Below are 15,851 nucleotides of genomic sequence, written 5' to 3'. Positions count from 1 at the left end.
CTTACCCGGCGACCGTCTTCTGCGTCTGCTCGCCCAGCCCCTCGATGCCGAGGCGCATGCTCTGCCCCGCCTTCAGGAAGACCTGCGGCTTCTGCCCCAGGCCGACGCCCGGCGGCGTGCCGGTGGAGATGACGTCGCCCGGGTGCAGGGTGAAGAAGTGGGAGACGTAGGAGACCAGCTTCTGCACGCCGAAGATCATCGTGCGGGTGGAGCCGTCCTGGTAGCGGTGGCCGTCGACCTCGCAGAACATGGCGAGGTTCTGCGGGTCGGCCACCTCGTCCTTGGTGACCAGCCAGGGGCCGAGCGGCCCGAAGGTCTCGTAGCCCTTGCCCTTGTCCCAGGTGCCGCCGCGCTCGGTCTGCCATTCGCGCTCAGAGACGTCGTTGCAGACGGCGTAGCCGGCGACGTAGCTGAGCGAGTCTTCCTCGGAGACGTTCTTGGCGCGGGTGCCGATGATGATGGCGAGCTCGACTTCCCAGTCGGTCTTGACGCTGCCGGGGGGCACCTCGACGTCGTCATTCGGGCCCGACAGGGCGCCGAGCGACTTCAGGAAGATGATCGGCTCCTTGGGGATCGGCGCGCCGGTCTCGGCGGCGTGGTCGGCGTAGTTCAGGCCGATGCAGACGAAGTTCTTCATCCCCGTCACCGGCGGGCCGAGGCGCGGATTGCCGTCCACCTTCGGCAGGCTGGCGGGATCGAGCGCGGCCAGCTTCGCCAGGCCGGCCTCCGAGAGGGCCTCGCCCGACAGATCGGCGATGACGCCGGACAGGTCGCGGATGGTGCCGTCGGCGGCCAGCAGGCCCGGCTTTTCCTGGCCCGGCGGGCCGTAGCGCAGCAGTTTCATGATTCTGCGTTTCCCTCAGAAGTCGAAGTCAGTTGGTCCAGCCGCCGTCGATGACGATGGCCTGTGCCGTGACGAAAGCGGATTCCGGCGCCGAGAGATAGAGCACCAGGGCAGCGATCTCCTCGGCCGTCGAGAGGCGCCCCATGGCCTGGCGGGCGACGAAGGCGGCGCGCGCCGCCTCGACGCTGCCGGCGGCCGCCGCATTGGCCTCGATCCGCTCGCCGAGCGAGGGCGTGTCCACCGTGCCCGGGCAGACGCAGTTGCAGCGGATGCCGCGCGCCACGTAGTCGGCGGCGACGCTCTTGGTCATGCCGACCACGGCGGCCTTGGTGGCGCCATAGACGAAGCGGTTGGCGACCCCCTTCACCGAGCCGGCGGCGGAGGCCATGTTGACGATGGCCCCGCCCCCCTGCTGCAGCATGCCGGGGATCGCCGCCTGCATCACCTTCCACTGCGCCCGCACATTGAGGGCGAAGGCGAAGTCCCACTCCGCATCGGTGCAGGTCTCCGCCGTGTTCTGGTGGACGAAGCCGGCGCAGTTGAACAGCACGTCGAAGGGGCCGTGCGCGGTGACGGCACGGGCCACCGCCGCATCGTCCAGCACGTCGAGCGCCAGCGTGGTGATGCCCTGCTGGCCCAGGCTTTCCAGCTTGGCGGCGTCACGGTCGGTGGCGACCACCACCGCCCCCTCTGCCGCATAGGCCAGGGCGGTGGCCCGCCCGATCCCCTGCCCCGCCGCCGTGACGAAGCATTTCTTTCCGACGAGCCGACCGGCCATGCGCGACGTCCTGTCCTGACTTAGTGGTTATGGCGGCTCTCGCCGCGGGTCTCGAGGATGTTCAGGTAGAGCGTCGCCGGCTCCAGGCAGCCGCCGGTGCCGAGCTGGCCGACCATGGAGCGGTAGATCTCCTCCCAGGGCGTCTTGTGCTGCAGCTTGGGCGGCGTCCAGGCGGCGCGGCGGGCCTCCATCTCCTCGGCCGGGATCAGCAGGTCCACTTTCCGGGTCTTCAGGTTGATGCGGATCGGGTCGCCGGTCTTCAGCAGGGCCAGGCCGCCGCCGACCGCCGCCTCGGGCGAGACGTTCAGGATGGAGGGGCTGGCCGAGGTGCCGCTCTGCCGCCCGTCGCCCATGGTCGGCAGGGCGTCGAGCCCGGCTTTGATCAGCGCGCCGGGCGGCTGCATGTTCACCACCTCGGCGCTGCCCGGATAGCCGACCGGGCCGCAGTTGCGGATCACCAGCACGCTGCGCTCGTCGACGCCGAGATCGGGGTCCTCGATGCGCTCGTGGTAGTCCTCGGGGCCCTCGAAGACGATGACCTTGCCCTCGAAGACGTCTTCCGGGTCGGAGAGGAAGCGCTTGCGGAACTCGGCGTCGATGACGCTGACCTTCATCACCGCGCTGTCGAAGATATTGCCCGACAGTACGACGAAGCCGGCATGGGTCTTCAGCGGCTCGGCATAGGGGCGGATCACCTGGCGGTCGGGCTCGGGCGCCTGGGCCAGGTCCTCGGCCAGGGTCCGGCCGGTGGCGGTGCGCACGCCGGTGTGCAGCTTGCCGGCATCCGCCAGCTCCTTCATCACCGCCTGCACGCCACCGCCGCGATAGAACATCTCGCCCAGGAAGCGCCCGGCCGGCTGGCAGTCCACCAGGAGAGGAATTTCGGCGCCGATGGTCTGCCAGTCCTCGGTGGTCAGCTCGACGCCCATGTGGCGGGCGATGGCCACCAGGTGCGGCGGGCAGTTCGAGCTGGCGCCGATGGCGCTGGCCAGCACGATGGTGTTCTCGAAGGCCTCGCGCGTCATGATGTCGGAGGGGCGCAGATTCTCCTTCACCATGTCGACGATGCGCATGCCGGTCGCATGCGCCATCTGGCCGCGCTCGCGATAGGCGGCGGGGATCGAGGCGCAGCCGGGCAGCGACATGCCCAGCGCCTCGGCCAGGCTGTTCATCGACAGCGCCGTGCCCATGGTGTTGCAGTGGCCGATCGAGGTGGCGGAGCTCGCCACCATCTGCATGAAGCCGTCATAGTTGAGCTCGCCGGCAGCCAGCCGCTTGCGCGCCTCCCAGACGATGGTGCCCGAGCCCGAGAGCTTGCCCTTCCAGTGCCCGTCCAGCATCGGCCCGCCGGAGAGGACGAGGGCCGGGATGTTCACGGTGGCGGCGCCCATCAGGCAGGCGGGCGTGGTCTTGTCGCAGCCGGTGGTCAGCACGACGCCATCCAGCGGATAGCCGTGCAGCACCTCGACCAGCGACAGATAGGCCAGGTTGCGGTCGAGCGCCGCGGTCGGGCGCTTGCCGGTCTCCTGGATCGGATGGATGGGGAATTCCAGCGGGATGCCGCCGGCATCGCGGATGCCGGCCTTGACCCGCTCGGCCAGCGCCAGGTGGTGGCGGTTGCAGGGGGCGATGTCGCTGCCGGTCTGGGCGATGCCGATGATCGGCTTGCCCGATTGCAGCTCGCCGCGGGTCATGCCGAAATTCAGGAAGCGCTCGATATAGAGCGCCGTCATCCCAGGGTCTTCCGGGTCGTCGAACCAGCGCTGGCTGCGCAGCCGGAACTTCTTCTTTGTCTGGTCCATGGTCCGCATTCTCCCCAACGTCTGGGAGGAAGCGTCGGCCGGGCCAGACAGGCTGTCAACGGGCGGAAAAGACCCGGCAAAGACGCGGTCGGCGGCGGGGCTGACCGCCACCGCCGCCGGCATCGAACCAGGGGCAGCCCTGGCCGCTACTTCTTCTTCGCGAAGGGCACCTTGACCGGCTTGGCCACCGGGCTGCGGGACAGCTCGGCGATCACCGGCCGCGGCTTGCCCGAGGCCTTGGCGATCTCCTCGTCCTGCGCCTCGATCAGCTTGCGGGCCGGCTCGTCGCCATCCAGCCCGCCGAGGATCTCGCTCGGCACCTTGCGGTTGGAGCGGCGGCTGCCGTCCTCGTAGACGACGTCGAAGAAGGTGAAGGCACCCATGTTGCGCGACGCCATGCGGTCACTCCCGCGCCCCGCCGAGGGCGGGGCGGCTGCTCAGCCGCGCTCGCCCGGGGCCGGCTCCTCGTCCTCGTCGTCGGGCGGCAGCGTCACAGGCTCGCCCATGTCAGGATCGAGACCGGCAGCGATGGCGGCCTTGCGGCGGGCGCGCTCCTCCTCGCGGGCGGCGGCCTTGGCGTCCGCCTTGGCCTGCTTGGCGCGATTGCGGTCGGCGCGCTGCTGTCCGTAATTGGGTGTGCGTCCCATACGGGCATGCCTCCGAGGTCAGCGGCCGGGTGAGCGGCCTGTGGTGAAAAAGGACGTTGCCTGGGCGCGGGGTCCAGGCTGTTCAAGCATGCCAGCCCTGGCCGTCGCGCTCCGAGACGAAACGGGCGCGCCGGCCCCGGCGCGCCCGTCTCTTGGTCCGGCCTCGTGGTCCAGCCAGGGCCGAGGGCCGCCCGCCCGGATGCCGGGCCGGCGGCCGATCCAGGTCAGGCCTGCTTCAGGTTCGACGCGGAGAGCTTGCCCTCGCGGCCGCGCTGCAGCTCATACTCCATGCGCTCGCCTTCCTGCAGACCCTGCAGGCCGGCGCGCTGCACGTCGGAGATGTGCACGAACACGTCCTTCGAGCCGTCTTCCGGCTGGATGAAACCATAACCCTTGGTTGCGTTGAACCACTTCACGGTACCGATCGGCATCGGGGTGCTCCGTTAGAATGCGTTGCCGCCGCGCAACATGCACGACGGATCAACCTCGAAAAGGAACGGGCACCAGGCACGCTACGCACCCGCCCCGGTCAGGGGCGGGCTGGGGCGAGCTGGAACAGCAAGCCGAACCAAAACAGTCGACGCGCTACATGTAGGACGGGAGGGGGGCGATCGACAAGCAGGACCGTTGATCAAAGCCGTTTCAACCGGCGATCGCCTCCTCCAGGAAGACCTGCACCGCCTGGAACAGGGCGCCGCGGTTGCGCTCCAGCAGGATGCCGTGGGTGCCTTCCGCCAGCACCACCAGCCGCTTGCCCGGGCTGCGGGTCAACAATGGAAACAAGGCCATGGCCAGCGCCGGAGGGGTGTCGCGGTCCCATTCGGCCAGCACCAGCAGGGTCGGCGCGGTGATCGCCGCCGGGTCGTAAAAGGGTTTTCCCGATTGCCAGTAGGCGCGGGAATCGGCCAGCACGCCATTCGGTGCGCGCAGGGCCGAGGGCACCTGGCGCATGCCTTCCGGGTCGGTGGCGAAGGTCGCGTCGGCCCAGTGCTCGTACCAGCCGGCCGGGAAGAGGCTGGCGCGCTTCGCCTCGGGGACGCCGTTGAACCAGCGGGCGCGGGCATCGGCGCGCGTCACGCTGCGATAGGCGCCGAGCGTCTCGCCCGCCCCGGCGGCGGCCGGGCTCGGCCCGTCGCGCAGCCATTGCGGCGCGTAGAGCACCAGCCGCTCGACCAGCGCCGGATTGTCGGCGGCGAAGCGGGCCTGCAGGCTGGTGCCCCAGGACCAGCCGAGATGGACAATCTTCGGGACGTCGCGGCGCTGGCGGATGAAGGCGGCGGCCGCGGCGATGTCCTTCTGGGCGACCTCGCCGGAGGTCAGCGGCGCATTGGCCTCGGCCGGCTGGCCCATCGCGGCCTCGCGCGTCGAGCGGCCGTAGTTGCGCAGGTCCAGGCACCAGACGTCGAAGCCGCGCCCGGCCATGTAGTCCATCCAGGAGACGCCGCCGACCGGCAGGTCGAAGCTGGTGCTGGCCGGGTAGGTGGCGCCGTGCAGGCAGAGCACGACGCGGTCGCCGCGCCCGGCCGGCGTCGATTCGCCGCGCTTGTTGCGCAAATAGAGCTGGATGCCCGGATCGCCGCCGGGGATGAGGAATTCCTCGAAGGCGACGCCGGCGGGCTGGGCCCCGGCGGTCGCGGCGAGAAGCGGCGTGGCGAGCAGCGGCGCTGCGAGCATGGTGCGTCGGCGCATGGCGTGTCCCCGTGTGGCGTTGGGGACGGAGTCTAATGAAGGCGGGGGTCCGGGGGAACTCAGTTCCCCCGGCGCTTGCTTTCGGTGGTCAGGAGTTGCCCGGCGTCACATCCATCGCCCGCGTCCGCTCATCCATGCGCGGGTTGTGGTTGAGGGTCCGCTTGACCGCCCAGGTATTGACCAGCTGGTGCAGCGGGATGATGGCGACGTCGTCGATCGCCATCTTGATCGCCTGGCGCAGCAGCGCCTCGCGCTTGCCGTCGTCCAGGGTGCCGGCGGCTTCCGCCGTCAGCGCATCGAGCGCCGGGTTGGAATAGCGCCCCTGGTTGTTGGCGCCGGTGCGCTTGGCCGGGTCCTGGGTCGCCAGGATATTGACCAGCGCGTAGGAGGCCTCGCCGGTGACGCTGCCCCAGCCGAGCAGCCGCATGCCGAATTCCTGGCGCGAGGAGCGGGCGGAGAAGGCGGCCCAGGGCAGCGCCTCGACCTGGGTCTGCACGCCGGCCCGCGTCCACATCTGCGCCACCGCCTGGGCGGTGCGCGAATCATTGGGGTAGCGGTCGTTCGGCGTGTGCAGGGTCATGCGGAAGCCGTTCGGGAAGCCGGCCTCGGCCAGCAGCTTGCGGGCGCCCTCCAGGTCCTGCTTCGGCGGGGTGATGTCCGGGTTGTAGGAATAGGTGCCCGGCGGCAGCCACTGCCCGGCCGGCTGGGCGGTGCCCAGCATGACGCGCTCGGCCAGCGCCTCGCGGGAGATCGCCATGGTCAGCGCGCGGCGGACGCGCAGGTCGTTGAACGGGTTGGTCGGCAGCGGCTTGCCGTCATTGTCGGTGACGAAGACCGGGTTCTCCGTCCGCGAGCGGTCCGGCGCCAGGTAGATGACGCGCAGGCCCTGGATGCTGGTCAGCTTCAGATTGGCCTCGCCGCGCAGCCCCTGGATGTCGGAGGAGGGCACGGCGTCGATGATGTCGACATCGCCCGCCAGGATCGCCGCGGTGCGCGCCGGCGGCGAGGAGATGATGCGGTAGTCGACCTCGGCCCAGCTCGGCCGGCCGCCCCAGTAGTCGTCATTGCGCCGCATCAGGGTGCGGTTGCCGGGGGCATAGGAGACGAAGCGGTAGGGGCCGGTGCCGACCATCGCCCGGCCGCTGTTGTAGTCCTCGGTCGAGGCCCCCTCCCCCACATGGCGCGAGATGATGGCCAGCGAGGCGAAGTCGCCCAGCAGCATCGGATAGGGGCCGGGGGTGTGGATGCGGACGGTCAGCGGGTCGATGATCTCGACCTTCTGCACGGCGCGGACGAAGGCGCCGAAGCCGCCCGGGCTGTTCGGCACGTTGGGCGCGCGCTGGAAGGTGAAGGCGACGTCCTCGGCGGTGAAGTCGCGGCCGTCATGCCACTTCACCCCGGCGCGCAGCTTGAACTCCCAGACGGTCTCGGAGACGTTGCGCCAGGATTCGGCCAGCGCGGGCACCAGCTGCGCCTTGGCGTCGAACTCGACCAGCTTGTCGAAGAAATGCGCGGTGACGCTGTTGTTCGGCGAGGCATTGTAGAAATGCGGGTCCATCGAGGTGACCGCGCCGCCGATGGCGATGGTCAGCTTCTGCGCCGCGGCCTGGCCGGGCAGCGCCAGGGCGGCCAGGCCCAGCAGGGCGGCGGCGCCCAGCATCAGGCGGCGCCTGAGCGGAAAATTCCTGGAAGTCACAGTCCTTAGCCCCCGTGGCAGATTTGTTGGGGGTCAGGCAGCAAGAAGCATGCCTTCCCGGAACGAGCCTGACACGAAAGCGCGAAGCCGCTCCAGCCTGCCGATGGAGAAAAGTTCAGAAATCGTTTCTGCCCGGAAAACCCGCAGGGGCGGGACGATCAGCGGGCAGGACGATCAGGCCGCTGGATATCAGGCAGCCGGGCGGCGGGGCGCCGGCGGCTCGGTCGCCCAGTAGCCCAGCGCCAGCACCGGCAGCGCCAGGCCGGCCAGGCTCGACCAGGCCCAGCCGCCGGCGGCGAAGCTCCAGCCGCCCAGCGCCGAGCCCAGCGCGCCGCCCAGGAAGAAGGTCGCCATGAACAGCCCGTTCAGCCGGCTGCGCATCTCGGCGCCCAGCGTGAACAGCACCCGCTGCCCCAGCACGACATTCGCCGAGACGCCAAAATCGAGCAGGATGGCAGAGGCCACCAGCAGGCCGAGCGCCAGGGTCGAGCCGGCCGGCGCCAGCCAGGTCATCGGGAAGGACAGCGCGACGGCCAGCATCGCCAGCCCGCTGGCCGGCCGCACCAGGCCACGATCGGCGACCCGCCCGGCGATCGGCGCGGCGATGGCGCCGGCGACGCCGGCCAGGGCGAAGAGCGCGATGCCGGTCTGGGTCAGGTGGAATTCCTGCGCCAGCTGCAGCGGCACGGTGGTCCAGAACAGGCTGAAGGCGCCGAACTGGCCGGCCTGGTAGAGCGCGCGCCGCCGCAGGGGCCGGACCTCCACCACCAGCCGCCCCATCGAGCCGAGCAGCTGGCCATAGCGCAGCCCCGGCGGCGGCTGGCGCCGCGGCAGGGCGGCGCGCAGCACCAGCCCCAGCAGCACCATGGCGGCGGCCGAGATCCAGAAGATGGCGTGCCAGCTGCCCAGCGCCGCGGTCGTGAAGCTGGCGACCGGGCGGGCCAGCATGATGCCAAGCATCAGCCCGCTCATGACATTGCCGACCATGCGGCCGCGCATCGCCTCGGGCGCCAGATGGGCGGCCAGCGGCACCAGGATCTGCACGGCGACCGAGCCCAGCCCGATCACCAGGGCCGCGGCCAGGAAGGCCGCCGCCCCCTGCGCCAGCGCCGCGCCGACCAGCCCAAGGAAGGCCAGCCCCATCACCGCCAGCACCAGCCGGCGGTTCTCGACCAAGTCGCCGAGCGGCACCACCAGCAGCAGCCCGGCGCCATAGCCGATCTGCGTCATCGTCACGATCAGCCCGGCCGCCCCCGGCGACAGGCCGAGCGCCGCGCTGATCGGCCCGATCAGCGGCTGGGCGTAATAGATGTTGGCGACGATCACGCCGCAGGCGGTGGCCAGCAGCAGGGTCAGCCAGACGGGGATGGCGCCAGGGGAAACGGCGGGCACGGCGCCGGCGGCAGGGGGGGCGGTCATCGGGCGCGCTCCGCTTCGGGAAGCCGGCCATATGGCACCGCGGCGGCGGCCTGTCCCCGGCGGCGGCGTGCATGGCAGCCTCCCGCCGCCGCCCGCCGCACGGGATCGCCACAAGCCAGCGCCGCCGTTTCGCGCTACAGGCACCGGGCCATGTCACATGAAGCCGCGGGAACCAACCCGAGATCCGGCTGGGGGCGGGAACTGGGCGCCATGCTGGCGCTGGCCTGGCCCCTGGCGCTCACCAACCTGTCGCAGATCGCGCTGGTGCTGACCGACACCTTCTTCCTCGGCCAGCTGGGCGAGCTGCCGCTGGCCGCCGCCACGCTGGGCGGCAACCTGTATTTCATCGCCCTCGCCTTGCCGATGGGGCTGGCCTTCTCGGCCGCCGCCATGCTGGCGCAGGAGCGCGGCCGGGTGCGCCACCACATGCGCGAGATGCGCCGCACCTTCCGCCAGGCGGCCTGGCTTATTCTTCCGTTGTTCGCCGTGCTCGGCACGCTGCTGTGGCACACCGGCACGCTGCTGCGGCTGGCCGGCCAGGACCCGGCGCTGGCCGAGGCGGCGCAGCACTACAACCGCGCGCTGCTCTGGGGCCTGCCCTTCGTCTATGGCTTCCTGCTGCTGCGCGGCTTCCTCTCGGCGCTGCAGCGGCCGGGCCCGGCGCTCTGGGTGGCGCTGGGCGCCATCCTGCTGAACGCCCTGCTGGTCTGGCTGATGGTCGGCGGCGGGCTCGGCCTGCCCTCGCTCGGCGCCTTCGGCGCCGGCCTGTCCAGCGCCCTGGCCAATCTGGCGATGTTCCTGTCGCTGGCGCTATGGATCCGGCTCGACCGGCGGCTGTCGCGCTTCCGCCTGGCCGGCCGCTTCTGGCGCACCGACTGGCGGCGGATGCAGGAGATCATGCTGGTCGGCCTGCCGATCGCCGGCTCCATGCTGCTGGAGATCGGCATCTTCTCGGCCACCGCCCTGGTGATGGGCTGGATCAGCCCGCGCGCCGTCGCCGCCCATGCCGTCGCCCTGCAGATCGCCAGCGCCTGCTTCATGGTGCCGATGGGCATCGGCCAGGCGGCCACCGCCCGCGTCGGCCTCGCCGCCGGCGCCAGCGACGCGCGCGGCGCCTGGCGCGCCGGCTGGACCGCGATCGGCCTGGCCGCGGCCTTCATGGCGGTGACCGCGCTGCTGCTGCTGACGCTGTCCGACCGGATCGCCGCGCTGTTCCTGGCGCCGGAGCTGGCCGAGACCCGCCAGCTCGCCGCCAGCCTGCTGATCGTCGCCGGGATCTTCCAGCTGGCCGACGGGGTGCAGGCGGTCGCCGCCGGCGCGCTGCGCGGGCTGAAGGACACGCGGCTGCCGCTGCTCTTCGCGGCGCTGGGCTATTGGGGGCTGGCGCTGCCGGTCGGGCTCGGCCTCGGCTTTCCCGGCGGCTACGGGCCGCAGGGGGTCTGGGTCGGGCTGGCCTGCGGCCTGGGTATCGTCGCGCTGATGATGACGCTGCGCTGGCAGAAGCTGGCCCGGCAGGGCGGGCTGCGGATCCGCCGGCTGCGCCCCGCCTGAGCCGCGCGGCTCAGCCCGGCCGCTGCAGCACGGCGCCGTACCAGCCGAGGCCGCGATAGGTCTCGTAGCCGGGGGTGCGGTGGAAGGCGACCAGCCCGCCGCGCCCGTCGCCATAGGCCCCGGCCTCGCGCCCGCCGGTGGCCAGCGCCACGCTGTCGCGCAGCAGCCCGGCGCCGTCGCTGGCCGCCAGCACCCGGTGCCGCGCATCCAGCAGCAGCACCCGGGTGCGGCCGCGCTCCTCGGCGGTCAGCCGCACGCCCTCGACCACCGCGCGGGCCTGCGGCGCCCAGTCGAAATGGATGCCGAGCACGCCGATCGGCCGGCCATGACTCGCCGCCCCGGCGCGGATCGCCGCGGCATAGGTCGCCGCCGGCGCCTGGCCCAGCGCCGGCTGCGCCGCCACGTCGGCCACCGCGTAGTCGTCGCCGCTGGCCGAGGCGAGCGCCGCGCGGAACCAGCTCTCCTGCGAGACGTCGAGGCCGCGGGCCTGCGGGAAGCGCTCCGGCCGGCCGGTCGCCACCACCCGCCCGGCGGCGTCGCAGACCCAGAGGTCGAGATAGACCGTGTAGGCGGCGAGGATCACGCCGAGCCGCGCCGTCGCATGCGTCAGCCGCGCCGGCACCGGCTGCTCCAGCGCCTCGACCATCGCCGAATCGGTGGCCCACCAGCGGACGTCGCAGCTGCGCTCGTAGAGGTTGCGGTCCATGATCTCGATGGCGTTGCGCGCGAGGTCGACCAGCCGGTCGCTGCGCACCTCCTCCGCCATCCGCCGGCCGAGGCCGCGCAGCGCGCCGAAGGCGGCGCTGAGCTCGCCCTCCATCTCCGCCGCCAGCCGCTCCACCTCGGCCGAGACCGCCTTCACCTCGCCCGCCACCACGGCGAAGCCGAGGCCCGCCTCGCCGGCGCGCGCCGCCTCGATGGTGGCGTTCAGCGCCAGGATGCGGGTCTGCGCGGTGATCGCCTGGATGGCGCGGCCCTTGGCGGCGGCGATGCCGGCAGCGCGGTCGACCAGCGCCAGCACGTTCTCCGGCGTCGGTGCCGCACCACCCGCCACGGCCGGCCCGGCGGCCAGGCCGTTCGCCAGGGATTGCGTCATGACTCCTGCCCTCCAACCGGCGATGTCCGGGCGCGGACCGGCGCGGACCTGGCCATTATGGGAGCGGTTATGACCGGATTGTGAACCCTTTCCCGCCGGTCCCCTTGGCCATCGTCGCGGCGGCGCCTACAGCTTTGCCGACAGCCTCGGAGGATCCGCCGCATGACCCCGTCCCCCCTGCCGCGCGTCGCCTTCATCGGCACCGGCGGCACCATGGCCTCGCTCGGCCGCGACGCGCTCGACATCCAGGACTATTCGGTGCTCGGCCAGGTGATGGACACCGGCGCCATCATCGCCCGCGTCCCCGAGCTCGCCCGGGTCGCCGAGGTGATCGCCCGCCCCTATGGCGCCGTCATCTCCAGCCGCATCGGCTTCCAGGACTGGCGCGGCCTGGCCGAGGCCTGCCACGCCGCGGTGGCGGAGATCCCGGGCCTCGCCGGCATCGTCATCGGCCATGGCACCTCGACCATGGAGGAGACCGCCTATGCCCTGTCGCTCGGGCTGAAGATCGGCATTCCCGTCGTCATGGTCGGCGCCCAGCGGCCGGCGACCGGCCTCTCCTCCGACATGCCGATGAACCTGCTGAACGCGGTGCGCGTCGCGGCCAGCCCCGAGGCCCGCGGCATGGGCGTGCTGCTGATGCTGAACGACGAGATCCACGCGGCGCGCGAGGTCACGAAGACGGCGACCTGGCGGATGCAGACCTTCCGCACCCCGGATTTCGGCGTGCTCGGCCAGGCGGATGCCGACAGGGTGGTGTTCTACCGCCGCCCGCTGCGCAAGACCGCGCCGGACACCGAATTCGACCTGCGCGCCATCGACGCCCTGCCCCGCGTCGACATCAGCTATTCCTATGCCGATGCCGACGGCACCGCGGTGCGCGCCTTCGTCGCCGCCGGCGCCCAGGGCATCGTCAGCGCCGGCTTCGCCCCCGGCAACCCGACCCCCTGGGAGGCCGAGGCCCTGGCCGAGGCGGTGCAGGGCGGCGTCACCGTCGTCCAGTCCGCCCGCGTCGGCAGCGGCCGGGTCGTCGCCGGCACCAAGATGCGCGAACAGGGCATCCTGGCGGGGGACAATCTCAACCCGCAGAAGGCCCGCATCCTGCTGGCCTTCGCGCTGACGGTGACGAAGGATCCCGCCGAGATCGCGCGGATCTTCGAGACGTATTGAAGAGAAGGCAGGGCGAAAGCTGGGGGAATGAATTCCCCCCGCAAACCTCCAGGTTTGCGCCCATCTTTTTCCTGATCACCGGCAGCGACACCAGGGCATCACGACGGGACGCCCCATACGAAAACAGCGCGACCTCGAAGGTCGCGCTGCTGTCCAGTGTCGCGTCCCACCTTGCCAATGCCGCGCGGCAGCACTGACAGAAAAAAGAAAGGGTCCAGGGGAATTCATTCCCCTGGCCTGCCCCTGCCTTCTCTTCAGCAGGCCGCCGGCACGGCCTCGAGGCTCTGCATCAGCCCGTCCACCGCGAAGTCGCCGAAATCCATCTTCATCTCGTCGGCGACGCCATTGGCGAAGTAGCGCAGGCCCACCTCGTATTCCGGCGCGCTGGCCCCGGCCGCGGCGGCCGATTCCTTGCCGAAGAAGGCGATCCGCATCCGCGCGCTGGCCTGGCCGCCCAGCAGCGGGAAGCGCGGCTGCGCCTGCGGCTCACTCCAGGGCGACAGCAGGGTGGTGCTGTCCTGGGCACCGTCCTCGCTGGTGCCGTCGAACAGCGGCGCGTTCAGCATCCGCTGCTGCCCGGCCTTGGCCAGGGCCAGGGCGCGGATGGTGTGCATCATCGGCAGCAGCGTGCCGCGCGGCAGGGTCATCTGCTGCGCCGAGGGCTGCTCGTAGCGGACGGTGCCGCCCTCGCTGCCCGGCTCGGCGCCGGCCAGCTCGGCCTCGCCGCTGATCCGCTGGGTCACCGCGCCCTGCGCCGTCTGGGTCAGCGAGAAGCGCAGCCGGCGGCCGTCCTTGCTCTCCCAGGTGGAATAGTCGGAGCTGGTCTCGACCTGGTCGCCGGCGCGGTTGAGCACGGTCAGCTGCAGCCGCTGCCGGGTGGCCCAGCCGTCGCAGGCGTCGAGCACCTCGAACAGCATGGCGCCCTCGGCCTGCACCACGTCGCTGCCCTGGCGGACGCGGTCGAGGCGCAGGCGATAGGCGGCGCGGTGCGGCGCCATGGCCTCGGTGCCCGGGATCACCGCCGGCGCGCCGGCGGCGGGGCCGGCGGCGCGGGGAGCCGCCGGAGCGGAGGGCTGCGGGGCAGCCGGCTGCTGGGCCGCGGCCGGGCCGGCCGCCGCCCCCACCGCCAGGCCCAGCGCCAGCAGCGCCGTGGCGGGAAGGGCGTGGACTCCGGCCAGGGTATCGCGCAGCCGCATGACGGTCTCCTTCTCGAGCGCCCGGGCAGCGTCGCCGCCCGGGCTTGATGGCCTTCCCTAGTTAGGAAGCCTTGGGCCCGGCCGCACCCTTGGCCGGGGGCAGATCGAGCTTGATGGAGAGTTCTTTAAGCCGGGCATGGTCGACCGCGGCCGGCGCGCCCATCATCAGGTCCTGGCCCTGCTGGTTCAGCGGGAACAGGATGACCTCGCGGATGTTCGGCTCGTCGGCCAGCAGCATCACCATGCGGTCGATGCCCGGGGCCGAGCCGCCATGCGGCGGCGCGCCGTAGCGGAAGGCGTTCAGCATGCCGCCGAACCGCTCCTCGACCGTCTGCTCGGTGTAGCCGGCGATCTCGAAGGCGCGGATCATGATGTCCGGGCGGTGGTTGCGGATGGCGCCCGAGGACAGCTCGATGCCGTTGCAGACGATGTCGTACTGGAAGGCCTTGATGTCGAGCGGGTCCATCGAGTTCAGCGCCTCCAGCCCGCCCTGCGGCATGCTGAAGGGGTTGTGGCTGAAATCGACCTGCTTGGTCTCCTCGTTCAGCTCGTACATCGGGAAGTCGACGATCCAGCAGAAGCGGAACTCGTCCTGCGCGATCAGCCCCAGCTCCTCGCCGAGGCGGGTGCGGGTCTTGCCGGCGAATTTCGGCGCCTCGTCCTTCTTGCCGGCGGCGAAGAACACCGCGTCGCCGGGGTTCAGGCCGCAGGCGACCCGGATCGCCTCGACCCGATCGGCCTCCAGGTTCTTGGCGATCGGGCCCTTGGGGCCTTCCGACGCGAACTGGATGTAGCCGAGGCCGCCGGCGCCCTCGGCGCGGGCCCATTCATTGAGCTTGTCGAAGAAGCCGCGCGGCTTGTCGGCCGCACCCGGCGCCGGGATGGCGCGGACGATGCCGCCACCCGCCACCACCTTCGCGAACAGCCCGAAGCCGGAGTCGCGAAAATTCTCGGTGACGTCGGTGATCTTCAGCGGGTTGCGCAGGTCCGGCTTGTCCGAGCCGTAATCCAGCATCGCCGTGTCATAGGGGATGCGCGGGAACGGCGCCGGGGTGACCTTCCGGCCATTGCCGAACTCGGTGAAGATGCCCTCCATCACCGGCTCGATCGCCGCGAAGACGTCTTCCTGGGTGACGAAGCTCATCTCGAAGTCGAGCTGGTAGAACTCGCCCGGGCTGCGGTCGGCGCGGCTGGCCTCGTCGCGGAAGCAGGGGGCGATCTGGAAGTAGCGGTCGAAGCCCGCCACCATCGCCAGCTGCTTGAACTGCTGCGGCGCCTGCGGCAGGGCGTAGAAGGTGCCCGGGTGGTTGCGGCTGGGCACCAGGAAGTCGCGCGCGCCTTCGGGCGAGGAGGCCGTCAGGATCGGCGTCTGGTATTCGACAAAACCCTGCTCGATCATGCGGCGGCGGATGCTGGCGATGACGCCGGCCCGCAGCAGCATGTTGCGGTGCTGCTTCTCACGGCGGAGGTCGAGGAAGCGGTAGCGCAGCCGCAGGTCCTCGGGGAATTCCTGCTCGCCCGCCACCTGGATCGGCAGCACCTCGGCATGGGACTGCACCGACAGCTCGGCGACGCGCAGCTCGATGGCGCCGGTCGGCAGCTTGTCATTGACCGTGCCGGCCTCGCGGGCGACCACCTGGCCGGTCACCGTGATCACGCTCTCGGGGCGGATCGCCTCGGCCTGCTCGAAGACGGCGGTGCCGGCGGGCAGCACGCACTGCGTCAGGCCGTAATGGTCGCGCAGGTCGATGAACAGCAGGCCGCCATGGTCGCGCTTGCGGTGCACCCAGCCGGAGAGGCGGGCGGTCTGACCCGCGTCGCTGGCGCGCAGCGCGCCGCAGGTATGGGTGCGGTAGGCGTGCATCGATCGAAAACCCCGAGGCTCGGACGGAAAGGGGGGCAGAAGGGGCGGCGGGCGGCCCCCTGTCAAGGGATTGCATGCCGGCGGCGCCCCGGCGGGCCG

Annotated in this window: 14 protein-coding genes; 2 read left to right on the top strand and 12 right to left on the bottom strand. The window is 71.4% G+C overall.

Features of this window, described 5'->3' with window-relative positions; translation table 11 throughout:
- Position 1 precedes the first annotated feature (1 nt).
- From WFI16_RS24710 to WFI16_RS24670, 9 genes are all read right to left on the bottom strand, one after another.
- Positions 2 to 844, bottom strand: coding sequence for a fumarylacetoacetate hydrolase family protein (locus WFI16_RS24710; protein WP_419900525.1), 843 nt, complete (start codon positions 842 to 844; stop codon positions 2 to 4).
- A 28-nt stretch (positions 845 to 872) separates the two neighbouring features.
- Positions 873 to 1,622: an SDR family oxidoreductase gene (locus tag WFI16_RS24705; RefSeq protein WP_419900524.1), complete on the bottom strand. Its 750-nt coding sequence runs from the start codon at positions 1,620 to 1,622 to the stop codon at positions 873 to 875.
- 20 nt (positions 1,623 to 1,642) lie between these two features.
- The gene (locus tag WFI16_RS24700; RefSeq protein ID WP_419900523.1) at positions 1,643 to 3,424 is read right to left on the bottom strand and encodes an IlvD/Edd family dehydratase; all 1,782 of its coding nucleotides are present in this window, start codon (positions 3,422 to 3,424) and stop codon (positions 1,643 to 1,645) included.
- A 146-nt stretch (positions 3,425 to 3,570) separates the two neighbouring features.
- Complete coding sequence (locus WFI16_RS24695; protein WP_419900522.1) at positions 3,571 to 3,822, bottom strand: hypothetical protein; 252 nt, start codon at positions 3,820 to 3,822, stop codon at positions 3,571 to 3,573.
- Positions 3,823 to 3,861: 39 nt separating this feature from the next.
- Positions 3,862 to 4,071: a hypothetical protein gene (locus WFI16_RS24690; protein ID WP_419900521.1), complete on the bottom strand. Its 210-nt coding sequence runs from the start codon at positions 4,069 to 4,071 to the stop codon at positions 3,862 to 3,864.
- Positions 4,072 to 4,295: 224 nt separating this feature from the next.
- Complete coding sequence (locus WFI16_RS24685; RefSeq protein ID WP_076957567.1) at positions 4,296 to 4,502, bottom strand: cold-shock protein; 207 nt, start codon at positions 4,500 to 4,502, stop codon at positions 4,296 to 4,298.
- A 211-nt stretch (positions 4,503 to 4,713) separates the two neighbouring features.
- Positions 4,714 to 5,760, bottom strand: coding sequence for an alpha/beta hydrolase (locus tag WFI16_RS24680; protein ID WP_419900520.1), 1,047 nt, complete (start codon positions 5,758 to 5,760; stop codon positions 4,714 to 4,716).
- Between the two features lie 88 nt (positions 5,761 to 5,848).
- Complete coding sequence (locus WFI16_RS24675) at positions 5,849 to 7,420, bottom strand: ABC transporter substrate-binding protein (RefSeq protein WP_419900519.1); 1,572 nt, start codon at positions 7,418 to 7,420, stop codon at positions 5,849 to 5,851.
- Positions 7,421 to 7,645: 225 nt separating this feature from the next.
- The gene (locus WFI16_RS24670; RefSeq protein ID WP_419900518.1) at positions 7,646 to 8,875 is read right to left on the bottom strand and encodes an MFS transporter; all 1,230 of its coding nucleotides are present in this window, start codon (positions 8,873 to 8,875) and stop codon (positions 7,646 to 7,648) included.
- Between the two features lie 150 nt (positions 8,876 to 9,025).
- Between WFI16_RS24670 and WFI16_RS24665 the strand changes: the two genes are divergently transcribed.
- Positions 9,026 to 10,426 carry an MATE family efflux transporter gene (locus WFI16_RS24665; protein WP_419900517.1) on the top strand — a complete coding sequence of 467 codons (1,401 nt, stop codon included), beginning with the start codon at positions 9,026 to 9,028 and terminating at the stop codon, positions 10,424 to 10,426.
- A 10-nt stretch (positions 10,427 to 10,436) separates the two neighbouring features.
- On the opposite strand, the gene WFI16_RS24660 is transcribed toward WFI16_RS24665, so the two are convergent.
- Positions 10,437 to 11,522 (bottom strand): methyl-accepting chemotaxis protein, encoded by a 1,086-nt coding sequence (locus WFI16_RS24660; RefSeq protein ID WP_419900516.1) that lies wholly within the window; start codon positions 11,520 to 11,522, stop codon positions 10,437 to 10,439.
- A 162-nt stretch (positions 11,523 to 11,684) separates the two neighbouring features.
- Between WFI16_RS24660 and WFI16_RS24655 the strand changes: the two genes are divergently transcribed.
- A complete protein-coding gene (locus WFI16_RS24655; RefSeq protein ID WP_419900515.1) occupies positions 11,685 to 12,692 on the top strand; it encodes an asparaginase in 1,008 nt (335 codons plus the stop codon).
- Positions 12,693 to 12,946: 254 nt separating this feature from the next.
- Here WFI16_RS24655 and WFI16_RS24650 read toward each other — a convergent pair whose 3' ends face one another.
- Positions 12,947 to 13,888 carry an EipB family protein gene (locus WFI16_RS24650; protein ID WP_419900514.1) on the bottom strand — a complete coding sequence of 314 codons (942 nt, stop codon included), beginning with the start codon at positions 13,886 to 13,888 and terminating at the stop codon, positions 12,947 to 12,949.
- Between the two features lie 61 nt (positions 13,889 to 13,949).
- The gene (gene aspS, locus WFI16_RS24645; protein WP_419900513.1) at positions 13,950 to 15,752 is read right to left on the bottom strand and encodes an aspartate--tRNA ligase; all 1,803 of its coding nucleotides are present in this window, start codon (positions 15,750 to 15,752) and stop codon (positions 13,950 to 13,952) included.
- Positions 15,753 to 15,851: the final 99 nt, after the last annotated feature.

It is taken from the genome of Roseomonas sp. USHLN139 (assembly GCF_037145735.1).
In the GTDB taxonomy this organism is placed as follows: Bacteria; Pseudomonadota; Alphaproteobacteria; order Acetobacterales; family Acetobacteraceae; genus Pseudoroseomonas.
This window is presented reverse-complemented; position numbering and strand designations above follow the sequence as displayed.